Raw genomic sequence first — 19,800 nt, forward strand, 5'->3', positions numbered from 1 at the left:
AATGACATTTTGATAGTCGCTTGTTTCTTATCGTTATGAATACAATAAAGGGATTTTATTCTTTCTGCAACAGCCGGGATTATCTCTGCACGCCAAAATGAATTGTTGAAAATTTCCTGCCAAAGTCAGGAAATGCTATTGCATTTGAAAAATTCTTCATGATTATTTTATCATATCCAACAAACACAATAACTTTGTATGAGATTCAGTATAATGATTTACTTGGAAGACGTAAATATTAAGCGTTAATTCTCTCGTTTTTTTGAAATAATTTAATAATGAGACGAATCAAAATATTCATAAGTAGTGTACAGAGTGAGTTTATTGAAGAACGGGCAATGCTCTGTCATTATATCCGGACAGATGTTTTGTTGGGTAAATTCTTCGAGCCGTTTATTTTCGAAGAAGTTCCTGCTAATGAATATTCAACAAGCCATGTATTTTTGAAAGAAGTTGAATTATGTGACATCTATTTGGGTTTGTATGGCAATCTGTATGGATATGAGGATGAAGAAGGTGTTTCTCCAACGGAACGAGAGTACGATTTAGCGTCAGCATTGCATAAGAGTCGCTTAATATATATAAAGAGCGTTGATGAGGAGAAAAGACATCCTAAAGAAACTGCTTTGATAAAAAAGGCCGAGCAAGATATTGTACGCAAAACTTTTGTAGATATTGATGGATTACGCACTTCGGTATATGCATCTTTAATTAGGTACTTGGAGGAGAAGGAGTATATTCGTTGGCGACCGTTTGATGCATCCTATGATAATGGAGCAACATTAAACGACTTGGATGAGGACAAGATGAAGAACTTCATTCACATGGCTCGTTCAAAACGCAACTTTCCACTCTCGGTCGAAACTTCTCCAGAGGCTTTGCTTGCTCATTTGGACTTGATTGATGAGAGGGGAAGATTGGCAAATGCAGCTGTACTATTATTCGGTAAGAAACCTCAGAAGTATTTTATAACCTCTGAGGTAAAGTGTGTGCAGTTTTATGGAAATGTGGTTGAAAAACCAATGCCTGCATATCAAATATACAGGGGGGATGTCTTTGAATTGGTTGACCAAGCTACAAGTTTTGTGATGAGTCGTATTGATAATTGGGTAGGTACACGTACTGAGGGGAAAAAAGCTGATATTCCAACGCACCCCGAATTGCCTATTGATGCCGTAAAAGAGGCCATCGTGAATGCCGTGTGTCATAGGGATTATACGAGTAATGCCAGTGTACAGATAATGCTATTCCGCAATAGATTGGAAGTTTGGAATCCGGGGACGTTGCCTTATGGTCTTACTGTACAGAAACTTCATGGACCACATAAGTCATTGCCAACAAATCCTTTGCTTGCAGACCCAATGTACTGGAACGGATATATAGAGAAGGTGGGAACAGGTACAGAGGATATTATCAATAAATGTCGTGAATATGGATTGAGAACTCCTGAATTCTATCAAGAAGAGGATTTTAGAGTTGTTATTTGGAGAGCTAGCGAGAGAGAAGACGATCCAAAGCGTTCCAAAGGTGATCCAAAGGTGATCCAAGGCGTTCCAAGTAATGAGGGGGAACTTATAGAATTGATAAAATACAACCCATCTATATCTAGGGCTGAACTTTCAAAGCGGCTTAGTTTGAGTGAACGGCAAGTTCGGAAAATAATCGACCAATTACGTGATAATGGTAAACTGACGCGAGAAGGTGGTAAAATTGGGAAATGGATTATCACTAAAGACTGATAACATAAAACTAGCCAAACCACTTATGCTATGTCTTTGAAGTTTATGCTTGTTGTTGCGGCATCGCTTGTTTTCCTTCCCCTTATCCCATCAAAAGGCCTACCTTTGCCGGTGAAGAAGAAATAAAGACCGGACGTGAAAAGGAGATTTGTTCTTGTGAATACTCACAGGAATGAGTCTCCTTTTTTTGTGTCCGTAGCTGTTATTTAAAATGTTAGCCCGGAAAACCACCTTGATTTCCCCCGTTATCGTACCGGATGTCGTTGCCGGAATCTTCAAGTCACAAAACAATTTAAAAAACAAAAAGATTATGGCACGTCCATTAAAAAAGGGACTGAGCTATTTTCCACTCGACACGGACTTTCTGTCCGATAGGAAAATCCAGCGCCTGTCCCGCCGCTACGGTTGTAACGGCATTTGCGTTTACGTCGCTGTCCTGTGCGAACTTTACAGGGAAAACGGCTACTATGTGAGTTGCGATACGGATTTCCGTTTCGATATCGCCTTTACCTTGAACATCAGCGAAGAGCTGGTAGGGGAAATCTTGGATTATTGTATCCAGCTCCATCTGTTCGACGGCAATTTGTACGAATACCGCCGCATCCTGACCTCGTCTTCCGTACAACGACGGTATCGGGAAGTGTTCCGCCGGAACCAACCGCGCATCCTGCCGGAACTGGATTTGTCGGAAACGGGAGATATTGCACCGGAAACGGAAGTTATTGCACCGGAAACCGGAGTTATTGTACCCGAAACCCCCTCTTCGGCAGCGGAAACGCTTGAAAAGGAAAAGGAAATAAAAAGTAAAAAGAATTTAATAAGAAACGAACATGAAAAATCAATTGAATATAAGCTTTCCGCAATCCCCGACGACGCCTCCGCGCGACGTGCCGAATTGCAACGCATGGCCTTCGATGCCACGGCCGGTTGCTGAAATGAAGGCACGCTACGGCAATGCCGGGCAATTCCTGGCGACCTTCACGCCCGAGTTGGAACTCCAGGCGGCCCGTTTCATGGAACGTGCCTACCTGGGCAAAGCTCCGGCACTTGAAACCGTCGTTTCCGGCTACGGTGAGGATACGGCCGTGGTGCTGCTCTGCCTGTTGGTGGAGGATGTGAACAACTTCGTGGGCGTGAAGGAGAAGATGCCCGTCAGCCGTCAGAAGGAGCTTGCCGGCATCATCCTGACAGAGTATCCGGTGCTGAAGGTGACGGAACTGCTGTTGTTCTTCCATCGGCTGAAATGTGGTCGCTACGGCCGTTTTTACGGGATGGTGGACGCACTGTTCATCACAAGCGCGCTGCTTCAGTTTATGGAAGAGAGGCGCAAGGAAGTGTCCCGCTATAAGGCTGCCCGGGAAAAGGAACGCGAGCAAGGCGCCTGTCCCTCTGCGACAGGCGGTATCACGTATGACGAATATTTGGCATTAAAAAGAAGAAAGGAATCGAATCATGAATAAGAACAGAGTCTGGGGGCATACGGAACTGGCCGTGCTTTATTTCCCCTATATGCAAATCAAATCGGCCTCCACACGTCTGGGTGTGATGATAAAACGGGACGAGGAACTGCTTGCGGACTTGAAGCGGGCAGGTTATTTCAAGGGGCAGCGTACTTTCACCCCTCGCCAGGTCCACATCCTTTTAGACCATCTGGGTGACCCTGAAAACTGGGATATTTAATAAAAAATAAGAATTACGGCAACGAAAAAAGAGAAGAAAACGGGATTTTTCTTGAAAAACAAGGAAAAATGCTCTTTTTCAGGCATTGTAAATATCGTGTAATGTATTGAAAATAAGCGATTAACGACAAATGCCGAAAAATGAAAAAACAAGGTAAAAAGGGGGGCTAAAATGGGCCTCGATGCATGTGGAAACGATTGAATATGAGTTGATTGCGTGCAGGATTCAGAATGACTAAAAAAAACGTACGTTTTTTCTCGTCACAAAAATAGGCATAAGTTTTGAACCTGCAATTCTTTTCTTTAATTTTTTTTCTTCTCGTATGTGCTTTCTTATCAAGTGTATAGCGAAGTCTGTACAAAAATTGCTCTTTTGACTACGAACCTTAAAATCGAAAAAAAAATGACTAAAAAAAACGTACGTTTAAAATCGTCATTATACAGAATTTAACAAGCGTGCGTAAAATCGAAAAAGAGACATTTCAATATACATTAATATTATAAATTAAAAAGTTTAAGTATGAACAAGAAGTTTTCTACACTTTTAGCCGGCATCCTGCTGGCGGGTAGTTCTTTTTCGGCTATGGCAATAGACCTGAACCCGAAAGAGTATTATCATGTGACTTTAGCTGCTTCCAAAACAGACCGTTTGATTATTGGTCATAGTGCTGACGGTAAGAGAGACAGTGTGGCGTTTGTTAAAGCAGATGACGCAGCAAAATCTTATGAAGCATTTAATGCAACTCTATGGAAGCCGACAGTGAAGGAAGTTATTGACGAAAAGGGTCATGTTTCCTATGAGTTTAACTTGGAAAACAAAGACGGTCAGGTTTTGGCTATTTCTAAGAAAAACGTATCGGCAAGTCAGAAAAAGTTCTATCAGGCTCAGTATGCTTATGTTACATCTGATGGTCTGAGTTCGATGAATGCTGAAGACGGATCTATTACTATTGCCGAAGATGGAACAATCACCATTACCGGTGCTCAGGAAGCCAGAACTAATTTTTACGATGCTGCAGCAAAAAAGAATTATCAGTATGCATTGGTAAAAAGAGAAGGAGAAGTAAAAGTCATGATGGCTGAGGCTGAGGCCGGAAAAGAAGCAACGGTTACTCCAGATGGAGGTCAAGGCGAAATTCTTACACTTCAGTTGGTAGATGTGGATACTCCTTATTCTATGACTGTTACCGATTTGAATGAAAATCCGAAAGATGAAGCATTCGAATTGGTATTCTCTAATGACGTTAAGAATAGCACGATTGGAAATTTATTGAGCGGTAGAAAATTGCGTGCCGTAGGCTTTAAATCCATGTTTACGACTGCAACAACGGGTACAAACTCTTTCAAAGCAGATTTAGCTGCCGCAAAAGACGCTACGGACGAAGCTTTGGCTGATTTGGATGCTGCATTAACAGCTACAATAAACAGTATTGAGGAGGTAATTACCTTGGCTAAAAATACGGGTAATACAACAGGAAATGCTGCAACCATTGGGGATTTATTCAAAGAACAAGTAGCAACAGCTGAAGAAACTTACGCTGATTTGGATGACGCATTAGCCGCTTTTGCTGATGGAACTGCCGAGGGAACTTTAATTAAGGCTTTGAAAGATGCAAATGCTAAAGTGAATGCGTTAGCGAAGGTTGAGTTGGCTAAAAATACAAAACTTGCCAGCGATAATAAAGCATTGACAGAGTATAAAACAGCTTTAGCTGCTGCAACAAAACTGTTTGGTGAAGTGAAAGCTGCAACAGACAAAGCTTATACTGTTGTAGACTCTACGATGACTGCATTTATGAAAAAACCGTATCTGAAAGCTGAAGATGAACCTGATTTTACATCTGCTAGTCCAAAAGCACAGATTGCGATGTTTGAAGCAGCTGGAACTGGTAAGAATAAGGTATATGATCAGTATAGCACTACAATTCAAGGACTGTTGGCTGCTGTTAAAACTTCTGCTTCTAAAGATAAATTTGGAGTATCTGAAGACATTTTGGCTAAAGAAGTTGACAAAGGTGGTGCTAAAGGTTACTATGCTATCGCAATCGTAGACTCAATGATTGATGGAAAACAAGCTTATCTCTCTGTAGATACAAACTACGTAGCTAGAAATGAAAGATATTTCTCATTCAAAGCTGATACATTGACTACAGTAGGTGAAGAGAAAGATAACGCCGTTGTAGCCGCTAAAGAAAAGAACATCAATCTGTTCGCATTCCAATTGCAGGTAGCTCCTGAAAAGATTGCCGGTGACGAAGTGACTGTCAATACATTTATGCCGGATGTTAATAAGCTGGATGGTACTTGGTATAAAGAAGGTTTTGAAGCAACCAATGCAGTTGTTGTTATCCGTTCTTTGGCTAAGACACATCGTGAAGTTTCCGTAGCAGCAGATATCTATGACCCTGCTTATTATAACTCTACAATCACAATCAAACAAGTGGTACGTGAAACAGCTAAGTTGGAAAAAGGTACTCCTTACTATGTGAAGTCTCTGAAGAAGGAATATGAAACTAAACCGTACTTCGTGATGACTTCTACTACAGGGGATGCTTGGGCTCATTCTGCAGTTACTTATGCGAATGTTCCGGCGACTCAGTGGTTCGTTTCTTCAGCTGATGATGATGCAAGTAAATATGCGATTGCAAACCGTGACTTCAATAAGGAATTGGTTGGCGCTCAAAAATTCTATGTAATAGATGAAAAGGAGAAAATCTACGAAGTAGAAAGGACAGTATCAGACGTTACAGTAAAGGATACTATTCAATTGGAAGAAGTGAAAGCTATTCCTGCCGGTTACAAGAACTTGTCGAAAGAAGCTATCGACAATCAGACATACAAACTGACAGCAACAAACTTCGCAAATCCGACAAAGACATTCTATCTGACGATGAATACTGACTCTTCCGTTGTGATGACAGATGATGCTGAAAGCTCATTGGAATTCAAGATGAAAACGAACGCAGCAGAAAATCTGAAAGACGTAACTTTGAAAGCAAACAAATACAATGGCGAAGTTTACTTCAATGGCGATACATTGTTCTTAACGATGAGTGCTTCAAATAAGGTTGTATTGACAAAGAAAGCTAAAAAGAATGAAGCTGATTTGACTTTGCGTCGTACAAGCGACAAAGCTGCTCAGTATGAAATCTTATGGAGAGTTGCTGAAGATGCTCGTAATACGGCTAAGAAAGTTGCTGTAGACCAGAATGGTTATGTTGTCGTAGTAGGTCCGACCGAAATCACCAACTGGGCATTCGACCTGGAAGCTGCTACAATTGATATTTACCATAAGTTTACAGATGCTCCGAAGAACGTAATCATCTCCTTGATGAACGACGAAGCTTCTAAGGTAACAGCTGTTAAACCGTTTGCCGAAATCAAACGTACAGGTCTGGAACTGAAGGCTGCTGCAACAGACAACGACTTCGTATTAGGTTTGGATACTGCTTATGTTGAAAGAGAAGACAACTTCCGTTATGCTTACTACATCACGAAAGCAGTCGATACTGAAAAGGTAGGCGCATTCGATAGAAAAGCTTATATGGTAAGTTATGCAGACTCTACCGACACCAAAGATGTTAAATATAAACAAGATGGTTTGACACGTGTAGGTTTCGTATATGCAAACCGCGTAGACAACGCATCAGGCGACTCTCTGGCTATCGAAAGATTGCCGAAAGCAGCTAAGTCTGACACATTGGATATAGCAGCTAAGATGGGTTACAGCAATGCAACTTGGGCATTTGTTGAAGATGAAAAAGCTAAAGGCTATTACAGAATTGAAGTAGCAGCATCCAAAGATGCAGTTAAGCAGTATGTAAGCTACCTGAACGGTATCCTCGTACTGGGTGATAAAGACCAAGCTCAGTTGTTCGCAATCAAAGACACTGAACTGGCTCCGACCGACAATGATAATGTATCCGTATCCGAAGTAAGCGTAATCGCAAGCGAAGGTAAGGTGACTATCAGCGGTGCAGCCGGCAAGAAGGTTGTCATCAGCAACATGCTGGGTCAAGTAAAAGCTAACACAATCCTTGCTTCCGACAACGAAACGATTGCAGTACCTGCAGGTGTTGTAGTAGTAGCTGTTGAAGGCGAAGAAGCTGTAAAAGCGATTGTTGAATAAGTTAATGAATAAATAAGGATTATTAGAAAAGAATAATTCACCGGATTGCGCGGTAAGCTGCCAACTACCCCGCGAGGGCGAACAAGCAATCCGGATAATTTAATATTAATAATACTAAAGTAATGAACTAAAAGTTCATCTGTTTTCTCCCCTGTGAAGGCCGGAAAGCAGAACAAGACAAGAAGCCCCGAAGGTATCAATCTCCGGGGCTTTCTTATGTGCGGAAGAAAGAATAAAGCTATGAATCGAATCCTTTCCTGAGAATAGATGAATTACACCTGATATGGTATAAATAATAGTTTTATAAATAGTTTTATACCCTAAAGGGTGCAAAATAAAATGATTGTATTATATTTGTACCCAAAAGGGTATAATTATGGATACTAAATTATTCTCTGAATACGTAAAGCAGATGCGCAAAGAGCATAATCTGACGCAGGTGGAACTTTCGGAAAAATCGGGAGTCGGTCTCCGTTTTGTGCGTGAACTCGAGCAAGGTAAACAGACACTACGCCTTGATAAAGTGAACCAGGTACTCAACCTCTTTGGAGCAGAAGTAGGTGTTGTTCCAATGACTAAGTCCGATAGATAATGAGACAAGCCTCTATATATAATGATGGTCAATTGGCCGGAATACTGACTGAAAATGAGAACGGTTATACCTTTCAGTACGATGCTGCTTATCTTCAATCTGACGGAGCGGGAGCAATCAGCCTTACGCTACCTCTTTCGGAGAAGCCTTATACCAGCTTGATTTTATTCCCGTTTTTTGACGGTTTAATCCCCGAAGGTTGGCTTTTGGATATTGCAGAAAAGAGTTGGAAAATTGACCGCCACGATCGTATGTCGCTATTGTTGGCGTGTTGCAAAGATTGCATCGGAGCTATTAGTGTTATACCTATATCAAACGAGGAGTAGTTATGGACAGGTGTTTATATTGTTATCAAGAACTCCGTGAGGGTGAAACTGATTTTCATCCTCGTTGTGCCAAAAAAATATTCGGAAGTAAAACAGCCCCTTTATTGCCCTATACCAGAGCGGATATTACGCAGTTGGCAGAACAGGTGATTCGTTCACAGACCACTCTTACAGGCGTACAAGCTAAATTGTCACTTGATATTTCTTCTTCACGTAATGAGTCCCAACGTTTTACTATTGTAGGGTTGTGGGGGCGTTATATACTTAAGCCGCAAACTGATGAATTCAAGCACTTGCCGGAAGTGGAAGATTTGACAATGCATCTTGCCGAGTTGGCGAAAATAAATGTTGTACCTCACTCTCTTATACGTTTTGCCGACGGGGAGTTGTCGTATATAACTAAGCGTATAGACCGAGGCTTGAAAGGAGAAAAATATCCGATGGAAGATATGTGCCAACTGTCGGAACGCCTTACGGAATATAAATACAAGGGTTCTTATGAGCAGATAGCAAAGCTTATCATGCAATACTCTTCAATCCCCAAGCTCGATGTAGTGAATTTTTGGGAACAGGTCGTTTTTTCATGGCTTACGGGCAATGCGGATATGCATTTGAAGAACTTTTCGTTGTATAGTTTGCGCCGGGGATATTATTCTCTGACTCCAGGGTATGATATGCTCTCTACTGCTCTTGTCATGCCGGAGGATACGGAAGAACTGGCTTTAACTTTAAATGGGAAAAAGCGTAAAATCAAGCGTTTGGATTTTGAGATTGCAATGAATAACAGCGGTTTAGGAAAGAAGGTTATTGATAATATATTCTCTAAATTTGTAGCACTTTCCGGGAAATGGCTGGCATTTATTGATACATCTTTTCTTCCCGAAGATATGAAAGAACAATATAAGGCATTACTGAAAAAGAAATTTTGAATACTTACAAATAGGTGTTCTATATTTGACCGGAAAAACATAGTTTTGTATCGATTTGTTATCATTAAAAAAGAAAGGGATATGGAACATCATAATCATGAACATCATCATCACGAAATAACTTCCTTGAATAAAGCGTTTATCATTGGCATTTCGTTGAATCTGGTTTTTGTTGTGGCTGAGTTTCTGGCAGGGTTCTGGTATAATTCACTGGGATTGCTGTCGGATGCAGGGCATAATCTGGGAGATGTGGCGAGTCTGGTACTTGCCATGCTGGCTTTCCGGCTCGCGAAAGTGCATCCTACCTCCAGTTTTACTTATGGATACAAAAAAAGCACGGTATTGGTATCGCTGCTGAATGCCGTTATCTTGCTGGTGGCTGTCGGGATTATCATAGGGGAGAGTATCGGTAAATTGTTTCATCCCCAACCGGTGGAAGGAGATGCCATTGCCTGGGTAGCCGGTATAGGAGTCGTGATAAACGCGGTGACAGCCTGGCTGTTTATGAAGGATAAGGACAAAGATTTGAATGTGAAAGGTGCTTATCTGCACATGGCTGCGGATGCATTGGTTTCGGTCGGTGTAGTTATTTCGGGCTTGGTGATAGCCCGTACGGGATGGTACGTTATCGACCCGGTGATAGGGCTCGTTATTGCGCTGATTATTATTTATTCCACCTGGGGACTGCTGCGGGACAGTGTGCGCCTTTCGTTGGACGGCGTTCCGGTAGGAACGGACTTGGAAGAAGTGGCCGGAACGATTGAAGCAGTGGATGGGGTGGAAGGAGTTCATCACCTGCATATCTGGGCTATCAGCACAACGGAAACGGCCCTGACGGCACATATTCTGATAAAGGATACTCGACGGATGGAAGCTATCAAGCAAGCGATTAAAGATAAACTGCTACAGGATGGTATCCGGCATGCTACACTCGAATTTGAGACGATTGGGGCTTGCTGCGACGGAAGCTGCTGCCGGTAGTCATCTATCGGTCCATAAATTTTTTCAATTTGAAAAATTCTTTCTATCAGGTGGTTACGATTTACCTTTGCATCGTAATCAAAAATAGTAAGAACAATTTAAATAGTAAAAATCATGGAACCGATTATTAATTCACAAGCACCCGAGTTTAAAGTTCAAGCCTTCCAGAACGGTGATTTCAAGACTGTAACAAGCGAAGATATCAAAGGTAAATGGGCTATATTCTTTTTCTATCCTGCCGACTTTACTTTTGTATGTCCGACAGAACTGGTGGACATGGCGGACAAATACGCCAAGTTCCAGGAAATGGGTGTCGAAATATATTCCGTAAGTACGGACTCTCACTTTGTACATAAAGCATGGCACGATGCTTCCGAAACAATCCGTAAAATCAAATATCCGATGCTGGCAGACCCCACAGGTGCTCTGAGCCGTGCTTTCGGCGTGATGATTGAAGAAGACGGAATGGCTTACCGCGGGACATTCCTGGTAAACCCGGAAGGAAAAATTAAGATTGCCGAAATCCACGATAACGGCATTGGCCGTAATGCAGACGAATTGCTCCGTAAGGTGGAAGCTGCACAGTTCGTTGCTTCTCACCCGAATGAAGTTTGTCCTGCCAAGTGGAAAAAAGGGGAAGCTACCTTGAAGCCGAGTATCGACCTGGTTGGTAAAATCTGATAAGGCTTATGTTGGATGCAGCAATGAAAGACCAGTTATCCGGCATTTTTGCCGGGCTGGTTTCTGATTATACATTTGATATTCAGGTATCCCCGCAGCATGAGAGCCGCAGTGAATTACTGGAGCTTTTAGGCGATGTGGCCTCCTGTTCCGGTAAATTGTCGTATCGGGTTTCGGAAGGTGAGGGATTGAAGTTTGTTTTGTTGAAGGACGGTGAACCTACGGGTCTCAGTTTCCGCGCCGTACCCAACGGACATGAATTTACCTCCTTGCTGCTTGCTATTCTGAATAGTGACGGAAAAGGGAAAAATATACCGGATGAAAGTATCCGTGCACGGGTAAAAGTGCTGAACGGCCCGATAAAACTGACAACTTATGTTTCCCTGACTTGTACCAATTGTCCGGATGTTGTACAGGCTTTAAACGTGATGACCACGCTGAATAGTGGAATTACGCATGAAATGGTGGATGGCGCAATCAACCAGAAAGAGGTTGAAGAGATGAAAGTACAGGGCGTTCCTTCTGTTTTTGCCGATGGAAAATTGCTGCACGTGGGACGTAGCGATTTCGGAGAGTTGCTGTCCAAGCTGGAAGCTCAGTATGGAGTAAAGGAAAATACAGCCGAAAGGACAGTCCGGAATTATGATGTAATTGTTGTAGGCGCTGGTCCGGCCGGTTCCGCATCCGCTATTTATTCCGCCCGGAAAGGGTTGAAAGTGGCTGTTTTGGCGGAGCGCGTAGGGGGACAGGTGAAAGAAACCGTCGGTATCGAGAATTTGATTTCCGTTCCTAAAACTACCGGCGAACAGTTGGCTGCCGACTTGCGTGCGCATATGAACGATTATCCCGTTGATATCCTGGAACATCGCCGGATTGAAAAGGTCGAACTGAACGGTTCGGAAAAGCGATTGTCCACAGCCTCGGGTGAAGTGTTTTCCGCTCCCGCCGTTATCGTGGCAACCGGAGCCAGCTGGCGGAAACTGAATGTTCCCGGTGAAGCGGAATACATTGGCCGCGGGGTGGCTTTCTGTCCGCATTGCGACGGACCTTTTTACAAAGGGAAGCATGTAGCCGTAGTGGGTGGCGGAAATTCGGGTATTGAGGCGGCTATCGATTTGGCGGGTATTTGTTCCCGGGTAACCGTACTGGAATTTATGGACGAGCTGAAGGCGGATAAGGTATTGCAGGAGAAAGCGAAAAGTCTGCCGAACGTGGAAATATTCTTAAGTTCCCAATCTTTGGAAGTGATAGGGAATGGGGAAAAGGTAACGGGACTCCGGGTGAAAGACCGGAAGTCGGGAGCAGAGCGTGTGATTGACTTGGACGGCATCTTCGTTCAAATCGGTTTGGCTGCCAATAGTGGCCCGTTCCGCGAAGTGGTGGAAACAAATAAGCAGGGAGAAATCGTCATTGACGCGCACTGCCGGACGAATGTTCCGGGTATTTATGCCGCAGGTGATGTTTCGACTGTACCATATAAACAGATTGTCATAGCGATGGGGGAAGGGGCTAAGGCTGCACTTTCCGCATTCGAAGACAGAATGAGGGGAATAATAGTAGGTTAAGTATTCTTTTTGGGTTTTAAGATGGTTTGGGGGCTGGCTCACTGTAAAAGGGAGTCAGCCCCTTTAGGATTTTTATAATGTTTTTTCCGGATACATCGCATTCCACCATTCCGGTTGTTCTTTCAGCCATTTCGCGAACCAGGCATAAATCGTTTTATTCCATTCGGCTCGTTTTTTGTAATCGAAAATCTGGTGGTTTTGTCCCACTACCTGAACAAAAGCAGTCGGTTTACCCAGAAGCTTCAATGCTGTGAACATCTGGATGCTTTCGCCGATAGGGACGTTGGTATCGGCCGTACCGTGCAGGAACAGGATAGGCGTATTGATTTTGTCGGCATTGAACAACGGACTTTGCTGTGTGTACATGTCGCGCGCGTTCCAGGGATAACTGTTCGCACTGGCAAGGGCACTGTAGGAGTAGCCCCAGTAGCCCTCTCCCCAATAACTGGTAATATCGCTGATGCCGGCATGTGAAATGGCGGCGGCGAAAATATCGGTTTTCGTTTGCAGGTATTGCGTCATAAATCCTCCGTAGGAGGCGCCGATACAACCTATCTTTTCACTGTCGACAAACGGATGTTCCTCGCAAAACTTCTTTGTCCCTTCGATGATTTCATCTCCTGTCCGTTTTCCCCATGCGTTCACGTGGCGGGCCGAAAACTCCTGTCCGAAGCCGGTTGCCCCACTGGGTTGGATGATGTAGACAATGTATCCCAATGCCGCGTAAACATGTGAAGGGTAACGGTTTTCAAGTGAACGTTCCGTCGGACTGGTTCCTCCGTAGTAATTGACAATCATCGGGTATTTTTTATTTGCGTCGAAATGGGGAGGCAGGTAGTAGCGACCGTAAATCGTATCGCCTGCAGCAGCTTTGAAGTTCCAGTCGTGCACATCTCCAAGTACCACGTCTTTCAGGATGTCTTCGGATAAATCTTTCAGACAAACGGAGGTCTGCTTTTTCAGATTTACGGCATACAGGCGTTGGGAGTTTGAAGCACTTTCTCCGAAATAGACTAATTCAGGGGTGGTTTGTGAGAATGTGAAATCAGAGAGAATGTCTTCTTTTAACAGAACCGGTTTGATGGCTCCATTTGTGGGGTTGAGCATATATAGGCGGACACAATCCTTGTCTTCTCCTTGCAGGTAGATTTGTTTATCGTTTTTGTTCCAGGCAAAGCGCTGGACAGAAGGGTCAAAGTCCTTGGTGACAGGGGTTACTTTTTTGTCAGCCAAGTTGTAAAGGAACAGTTGTCCGTCACCCATATTGGAGGTTTGTCCCGGAAGAATGTTCAGGCCGATACCTCCGAATGCTTCTCCGGAAGCAGCTATTGCAAGCTGTTTACCGTCGGGTGAGAAACGGGCATAACTGAAAAATGCGTCTTTCAGCAACTCCTCAACTTCCCGTGTTTGCAAGTCCATGCGATAGAGGGTGGCCGTTTCGAACGGGCGTTTGGTCAAGTCCGGTTCGCTGCAGGAGAAAAGGATGTAGCGACCGTCTTCCGAAATGTCATTCAGGGCGGTGGTAGTATGTCCGTACGTTAGTCGTTGGAAAAGCCCGGAAGTCAAGTCGTATTTATGAAGGAAGGAGCGATTTCTCCAACCGGGCTGGCGGTCGTCCGGCACGAGTATTTCTTGCAGGTCTTCCCCTTTTTTCGGTCCTTCTTCGGAAATCACAAAGATAAGATAGTCCTCCGTCGGGGCAAAGATGAATGCGCCATCCGGCAGGTTGTGGGACAAAACGGTTTCAGCTCTGGTGACCGGGTCTACAGTGACCAGCTCTTTTCCGTTTATTCCTTTGCGGGTATAATACAGCCGGTTGCTGGCAGGCATCCAGTCGTAATCATCGGTACTGCTTTCCAGCAAGACCTGTCCGGTCGCTTTATCCGTTACCTGTTGGTAACTGTTTGTTTGGCCTCCCGGATAAGTTGTTTGCCAGTAAGTAAGCAGGTATTTCCCATTTGGCGAAAGACTGACGGAACGCAAACGGGTACCGTCGAAAACTTCGTTTAACGTGTATCGCTTTTCCGGATTGGTGGTAGCGGAAACGACTGCTTCGGCTTCTGTTTCGAAAGAGGCTTTCAGGGAAGTTTCTTTCTTTCCTTCCGCAAGATATTTGATGATGACTTCGTATCGGCGGGGTTCCAGAGTCAGGGCGATGTTATTTTCTGCCGGTGTCTGTTTCTCGTTGTCAATATAGACTTCGTACGTATCAGGCCCTTTGATATGCAACGTGCCTTTTACGTATCGGTCGCTGTTCAGGTAGAAAGAGACGAGGCTGACGGCATAGTTGCTTGCCGGAGCCGGGAGGGATAGTTCTCCGTTGGATGCGGCCTCAAGTATCCGACCGTTTTGCCGGACATTCTCGAAAGGCAATGTGGCTTTTAATAACTCTGCTTCCGTAAACTTCTTACTGTTTACGTCCAAGCTGTCTGCCAGAAATGGCTTCTGAACTTCGTAGGGACCTGCGTAATTATACTGCCTGACAATTACTTCTTCAGCAAAAAGTAGGTTGCAGGCACATAGTGCTGCTAATAGCAAGGCGTTTCTCTTCATGGCTTGTGAATTTGATATTTTCGGACAAAGTTATCAATTATCTCCTAATAAAAATCTAATCATCTATTTTCAAGTATCTTAAATTTATACTTTCTTTGTATATCAATCTATAGAGACTAACATGAAACACACTCATCTTTTATCTTTAGGGGCTTTCGCAAGCCTGTTGCCTGTTGCTTCGAACGCACAAAACGCACAAAAACAACCGAATATCGTGATTATTGTTGCCGATGACTTAGGTTATGGCGATTTAAGCTGTTATGGGGCATCCTCCATCAAAACGCCGGGAATGGACCGGGTGGCGAACGAAGGATTACGTTTTACGCAAGGCTATTGTACGGCCGCTACCTCTACGCCCAGTCGCTATTCCTTATTGACCGGTATGTATCCGTGGACGAATACGGATGCTAAAATACTTCCCGGCAATGCGGCATTGATTATCAATCCCCGGCAAATAACCTTACCGAAGGTTCTGAAGCAAGCCGGCTATGTGACCGGTTCTGTCGGTAAATGGCACTTGGGACTGGGAGACGGTTCTGTAGATTGGAATGATAAAATCTATCCGGGAGCCAAAGAGGTCGGGTATGATTATTCCTTTATACAGGCTGCAACCAATGACCGTGTTCCTTGTATCTTTATCGAAAATGGCGAAGGGGTGGGGCTTAATCCTTCCGACCCTCTTTTGGTCAGTTACAAAAAGAACTTTGCAGGCGAACCGACGGGAAAAGATAATCCCGAACTGCTTCGTATGCATCCGAGTGTGGGGCATGCCGGTTCGATTGTGAACGGTGTTCCCCGTATTGGTTTCCAGAAAGGGGGGAAGGCTGCGCAATGGAAAGATGAAGAGATGGCTGAGCTTTTTCTGGAAAAGGCAAAAGGTTTTATGCGGGAGAATAAGGATAGACCGTTTTTTCTGTATTACGGGTTACATCAACCGCATGTTCCCCGCGTTCCTAACGAGCGTTTTGCCGGTAAATCGGGTATGGGGCCGCGTGGTGACGTAATTTTAGAGGCTGATTGGTGTGTGACTGAATTCCTGAAAGAAATGGATAAACTGGGGCTGACAGAAAATACCTTAGTTATTTTTACCAGCGATAACGGTCCTGTGCTGGATGACGGATACAAAGACCAGGCAGTGGAACTGGTAGGCAACCATAAGATGGCCGGGCCTTACCGGGGAGGAAAAACCAGTTTGTATAATGGTGGAACATGTGTGCCCTTTATGCTTCGCTGGCCGGCTGTAGTGAAACCGGCTGTTTCGGATGTGCTGGTTTGCCAAATGGATTTGCTGGCTTCTCTGGCCGCATTGACAGGACAGACGTATGCGGATAAGACTGATAGCCAGAATACGCTCTCCGTTTTTTTAGGGCAGAACAAGCAAGGACGTTCGGAACTTGTTATCGAAGGCATGTTCAACTATGCATTTCGTCAAGGCGACTGGGTGATGATTCCCCCTTACCCCAACTATTATGGTGATGAGGAAGAGGCCGATTTCTCCGGTTTGGGGAATTGTTATCAATTATATAATGTAAAGGAAGATGTGAATCAACAGAATAACTTAGCGACCAAGGAACCTCGTCGCCTTCGCCAGATGATGATTCGGTTTGAACAGTTGAAGCGGCAGACAGGGAAAATTACTGATTATTGAGGTTGCATTTTCATGCTTACATTTGGATGTAAATGATATATTGAAAAGCATATGGTAGGCTTGTATGAAATAAAAAAGAAGTGTGGCCCATAATTAGAGTCACACTTCTTTTTTATAATCTTTCTTGAATAAAAGATGCTGTTATTCTATATTTATTTCATCTACGAAGAGAAATGCGGCATTACCGGCACCACCATGCCAGGCCGGGAGTTTATCGCTTTTGATGATTACTTCTACGTAGCGGGCTTTTACCGGGGAGAAAGTGAGTTCATGCGGATATATGCCGTCCTTATCGTCTGCTTTCAGCGAAGGAATAGCTTCGGTTGCTATCTCCTTGAATGTTTGGCCGTCTTCCGAGACTTTCACCGTTACACCGGTAGCTCCCATAATCCAGTCTCCTTTTACCACGTTGGTGTTGAAAGATACTTTACTGATTTCGGTTGGTTTCTGGAGGTCGATAGCTGCATCGAGGTCCACTCCTTGGAAGCCCAGCCAGCGGCCGGTCTTGTAGTTTCCGTCTCCGGTAAGTCCATCCGTCAATACCGGGGCTCCGTTGAAACTGTATCCCCGGCTGGGCGGAACAAGCAGTGTGACCGGTTTGGAGGTCGCTTTATTAAAATGAATTGTTTCAGAGAAAACACGGCTGTTTCCGTTCGGTCGTACAACAACTGCCCGGATGTCGGCATCTTCCTTTATTTTCAAGGGGGCTTCATATAACAGGCTGTTTGCCGAAGGTTCGCTTCCATCCAGCGTATAACGGATATCGCCATTGCCCATTGTTGTCAGGTCTACGATGATTTGTCCGCTTTCCGTATCCGGAGTGAATGTGGCTTGAATATCGAAGATGTTCTTGGCATAATTGTATCTTTGTTGGTCATATAAGGCTGTCAACCGAACCAGACGGGGCAGGAATGTTTTATAATCCTTTTTAGCCGGATCGCTCCATTGCACCTCCGACAAAGCAGCTATACGCGGCATTACCATATATTCCACCTGTCTGAATGACGGGATATATTCCGTCCACAGATTGGCCTGTGCACCGATTACATATTTCTTCGACTCATCCGGTATTCCAGCCGTCGGTTCGAGCGAATAAACGCGTTCGAGCGGAAGGTATCCTCCGATGGCCTGAGGCTCGTGTTCCGTATCGGAAGATTGGTAATAATCGAAATATAGATAGGTATTCGGAGTCATAATCACATTATGCTGTTGTTTGGCTGCTTCGATACCGCCGCTGACACCCCGCCAACTCATCACTGTCGCGTTCGGAGCCAGTCCACCTTCGAGAATTTCATCCCAACCGATGATATGGCGGCCTTTGCTTTCCACGAATTTTTCCATACGTGAAATTACGTAGCTTTGCAGGTATTCTTCCGCACTGTGTTTACTGTCGCCTTTGATACCTTCGGCTTTGATACGTGCCTGACATTTCGGACAGTGTTCCCAGCGTACTTTCGGGCATTCATCACCTCCGACATGAATATATTCCGAGGGGAAAAGGTCGATGATTTCAGCCAATACATCTTCGAGGAACTGCATGGATTTTTCGTTTCCGGCACAGATTACATCTTCCGAAATACCCCATTGGCGCCATACTTCGTACGGACCTCCGGTACATCCCAGTTCCGGGTAGGTAGCCAAAGCTGCCAACTGATGGCCGGGCATGTCGATTTCAGGGATAATGGTAATGAAGCGTTTCTTCGCGTAGGCAATGACGTCGCGTACTTCATCCTGCGTATAGAAGCCACCGTAAGGCTGTCCGTCGTACTCACCGGAATTGTGACCGATGACCGTCTCCTTTCGTTGTGAACCTATTTGGGTCAGTTCCGGATATTTCTTTATCTCGATACGCCAACCTTGGTCGTCGGAAAGATGCCAGTGGAAAGTATTGATATTATGTAAAGCCAGGATGTCGATATATTTCTTTACTTCATAGATGGAGAAGAAATGACGGCTTACGTCAAGCATCATTCCACGATACCTGAAGCGCGGATAATCGTTTATCTGCACAGCCGGAATTTCTATATCCATCGCTTTTGCTGTGGCCGGAAGAGATTTGCGCAGTGTCTGCACTCCGTAGAAAACGCCGGCTTCCGACCCACCGGCTATTTCGATACCTTGGTCTGTGACGGCCAGTCGATACCCTTCCGGATTCTGGATACTCTTGTCTACTGATAAATGAATGGGTGCTTTTCCTTCGGCAGAAGGAGCTGTTCGGATAGCATAGCCGGTTACATCCTCTATGTAAGAAGCCAGAAACCAAGCGGTCTGTTGCATTTGTTCATTCCCTTCGGGATAGGTAATCACTGTAGCCGGTGTCAGCAGAAACGGATGTGAGTTTTGAGCCTTGACTTCCTGTGGTAATGGGACGATTTCAAAATCACCTTGTGCTTTTTTCCTGTCGGAACAGGCCATTGTGCCGGCACAAGCTGCCAGCAACAATGCGTACTTTGTTAGTCTATTCATGCGTTTATAAGTTATGATATAAAAAGTATTGTTTGTTATTTTGTCCAGTAATCGACAACCGTGACGGCCGACGCTTTATTGCCCAGTACTTTTCCAAACGCTTTGTGGTCCGGGTGTACCAGATAAGCATTCCGGTCGGCTTCCGAATGGAAAGTCAAGAAGAAACAGTGGGTCAGTCCCTGCTGTAGCCCTTCGGGACTACAATCGGTTCCCCATTCATATCCTTTTATCAGGTCTATTTTAGAAGGGAGGGCAGAGAATGCGTCTTCCACTTCTTTGATTTGTTCGGCCGACACTTCTGGCTTAAAGCCGAACATTACCACATGCCGGAGTACTTTTTCCTGCTTGGGAGCACTGTTATTACAACAAACCACCACTGCCGAAAGAGCCAGAATGACAAGCGACGCTAATAATGTCTTTTTCATGATAATTCCAAATTGTAGCTGATTGCGCGTAAAGATAGAAATAAAAAATGAAAAATTAGGCCAGCTTATGTGTCATTCTGTTTTTCT

General features: G+C 44.4%; 15 protein-coding genes. 12 read left to right on the forward strand and 3 right to left on the reverse strand.

Features of this window, described 5'->3' with window-relative positions; genetic code table 11:
- The first annotated feature begins 278 nt into the window (after positions 1–278).
- The 11 genes from DW103_RS10125 to ahpF all read left to right on the forward strand — a co-directional run bounded on the left by DW103_RS10125 (position 279) and on the right by ahpF (position 12,621).
- On the forward strand, positions 279–1,739 hold the full coding sequence (locus DW103_RS10125) for a DUF4062 domain-containing protein (RefSeq protein WP_122275719.1): 1,461 nt from the start codon (positions 279–281) through the stop codon (positions 1,737–1,739).
- 310 nt (positions 1,740–2,049) lie between these two features.
- On the forward strand, positions 2,050–2,673 hold the full coding sequence (locus tag DW103_RS10130; protein WP_122275805.1) for a DUF4373 domain-containing protein: 624 nt from the start codon (positions 2,050–2,052) through the stop codon (positions 2,671–2,673).
- Positions 2,570–3,199: a DUF6633 family protein gene (locus tag DW103_RS10135; protein ID WP_233545666.1), complete on the forward strand. Its 630-nt coding sequence runs from the start codon at positions 2,570–2,572 to the stop codon at positions 3,197–3,199. The genes DW103_RS10130 and DW103_RS10135 overlap by 104 nt, the downstream gene beginning before the upstream one ends.
- Positions 3,192–3,419, forward strand: a complete 228-nt coding sequence (locus tag DW103_RS10140) for a DUF4248 domain-containing protein (protein ID WP_122275721.1) — start codon at positions 3,192–3,194, stop codon at positions 3,417–3,419. Before DW103_RS10135 ends, DW103_RS10140 begins: the two co-directional genes overlap by 8 nt.
- A gap of 519 nt (positions 3,420–3,938) precedes the next feature.
- Positions 3,939–7,547 (forward strand): DUF6383 domain-containing protein, encoded by a 3,609-nt coding sequence (locus tag DW103_RS10150; RefSeq protein WP_122275725.1) that lies wholly within the window; start codon positions 3,939–3,941, stop codon positions 7,545–7,547.
- 376 nt (positions 7,548–7,923) lie between these two features.
- Positions 7,924–8,139, forward strand: coding sequence for a helix-turn-helix transcriptional regulator (locus DW103_RS10155; RefSeq protein ID WP_122275727.1), 216 nt, complete (start codon positions 7,924–7,926; stop codon positions 8,137–8,139).
- The gene (locus tag DW103_RS10160) at positions 8,139–8,465 is read left to right on the forward strand and encodes a HipA N-terminal domain-containing protein (protein WP_122275729.1); all 327 of its coding nucleotides are present in this window, start codon (positions 8,139–8,141) and stop codon (positions 8,463–8,465) included. Before DW103_RS10155 ends, DW103_RS10160 begins: the two co-directional genes overlap by 1 nt.
- A 2-nt stretch (positions 8,466–8,467) precedes the next feature.
- On the forward strand, positions 8,468–9,394 hold the full coding sequence (locus DW103_RS10165; protein WP_122275731.1) for a HipA domain-containing protein: 927 nt from the start codon (positions 8,468–8,470) through the stop codon (positions 9,392–9,394).
- Between the two features lie 81 nt (positions 9,395–9,475).
- Positions 9,476–10,375, forward strand: coding sequence for a cation diffusion facilitator family transporter (locus tag DW103_RS10170; protein ID WP_122275733.1), 900 nt, complete (start codon positions 9,476–9,478; stop codon positions 10,373–10,375).
- A gap of 114 nt (positions 10,376–10,489) precedes the next feature.
- Complete coding sequence (ahpC, locus tag DW103_RS10175) at positions 10,490–11,056, forward strand: alkyl hydroperoxide reductase subunit C (protein WP_122275734.1); 567 nt, start codon at positions 10,490–10,492, stop codon at positions 11,054–11,056.
- Positions 11,057–11,064: 8 nt separating this feature from the next.
- Complete coding sequence (gene ahpF / locus DW103_RS10180; RefSeq protein WP_122275736.1) at positions 11,065–12,621, forward strand: alkyl hydroperoxide reductase subunit F; 1,557 nt, start codon at positions 11,065–11,067, stop codon at positions 12,619–12,621.
- Positions 12,622–12,693: 72 nt separating this feature from the next.
- Here ahpF and DW103_RS10185 read toward each other — a convergent pair whose 3' ends face one another.
- Positions 12,694–15,174 carry a prolyl oligopeptidase family serine peptidase gene (locus DW103_RS10185; RefSeq protein ID WP_122275738.1) on the reverse strand — a complete coding sequence of 827 codons (2,481 nt, stop codon included), beginning with the start codon at positions 15,172–15,174 and terminating at the stop codon, positions 12,694–12,696.
- Between the two features lie 121 nt (positions 15,175–15,295).
- Here DW103_RS10185 and DW103_RS10190 point away from each other — a divergent pair, with 121 nt between their 5' ends.
- Entirely contained in the window at positions 15,296–16,822 is a 1,527-nt protein-coding gene (locus DW103_RS10190) for a sulfatase-like hydrolase/transferase (RefSeq protein ID WP_122275740.1), read from the forward strand.
- A gap of 141 nt (positions 16,823–16,963) precedes the next feature.
- Here the strand turns inward: DW103_RS10190 and DW103_RS10195 are convergent, their stop codons facing one another.
- Both DW103_RS10195 and DW103_RS10200 read right to left on the reverse strand, forming a co-directional pair.
- Positions 16,964–19,288, reverse strand: a complete 2,325-nt coding sequence (locus DW103_RS10195) for a glycoside hydrolase family 20 protein (protein WP_122275742.1) — start codon at positions 19,286–19,288, stop codon at positions 16,964–16,966.
- Positions 19,289–19,323: 35 nt separating this feature from the next.
- Positions 19,324–19,713: a Dabb family protein gene (locus DW103_RS10200; RefSeq protein ID WP_122275744.1), complete on the reverse strand. Its 390-nt coding sequence runs from the start codon at positions 19,711–19,713 to the stop codon at positions 19,324–19,326.
- Positions 19,714–19,800 lie beyond the last annotated feature (87 nt).

The sequence above is a fragment of the Parabacteroides sp. AM08-6 genome, from assembly GCF_003473295.1.
Taxonomy (GTDB): Bacteria; Bacteroidota; Bacteroidia; order Bacteroidales; family Tannerellaceae; genus Parabacteroides.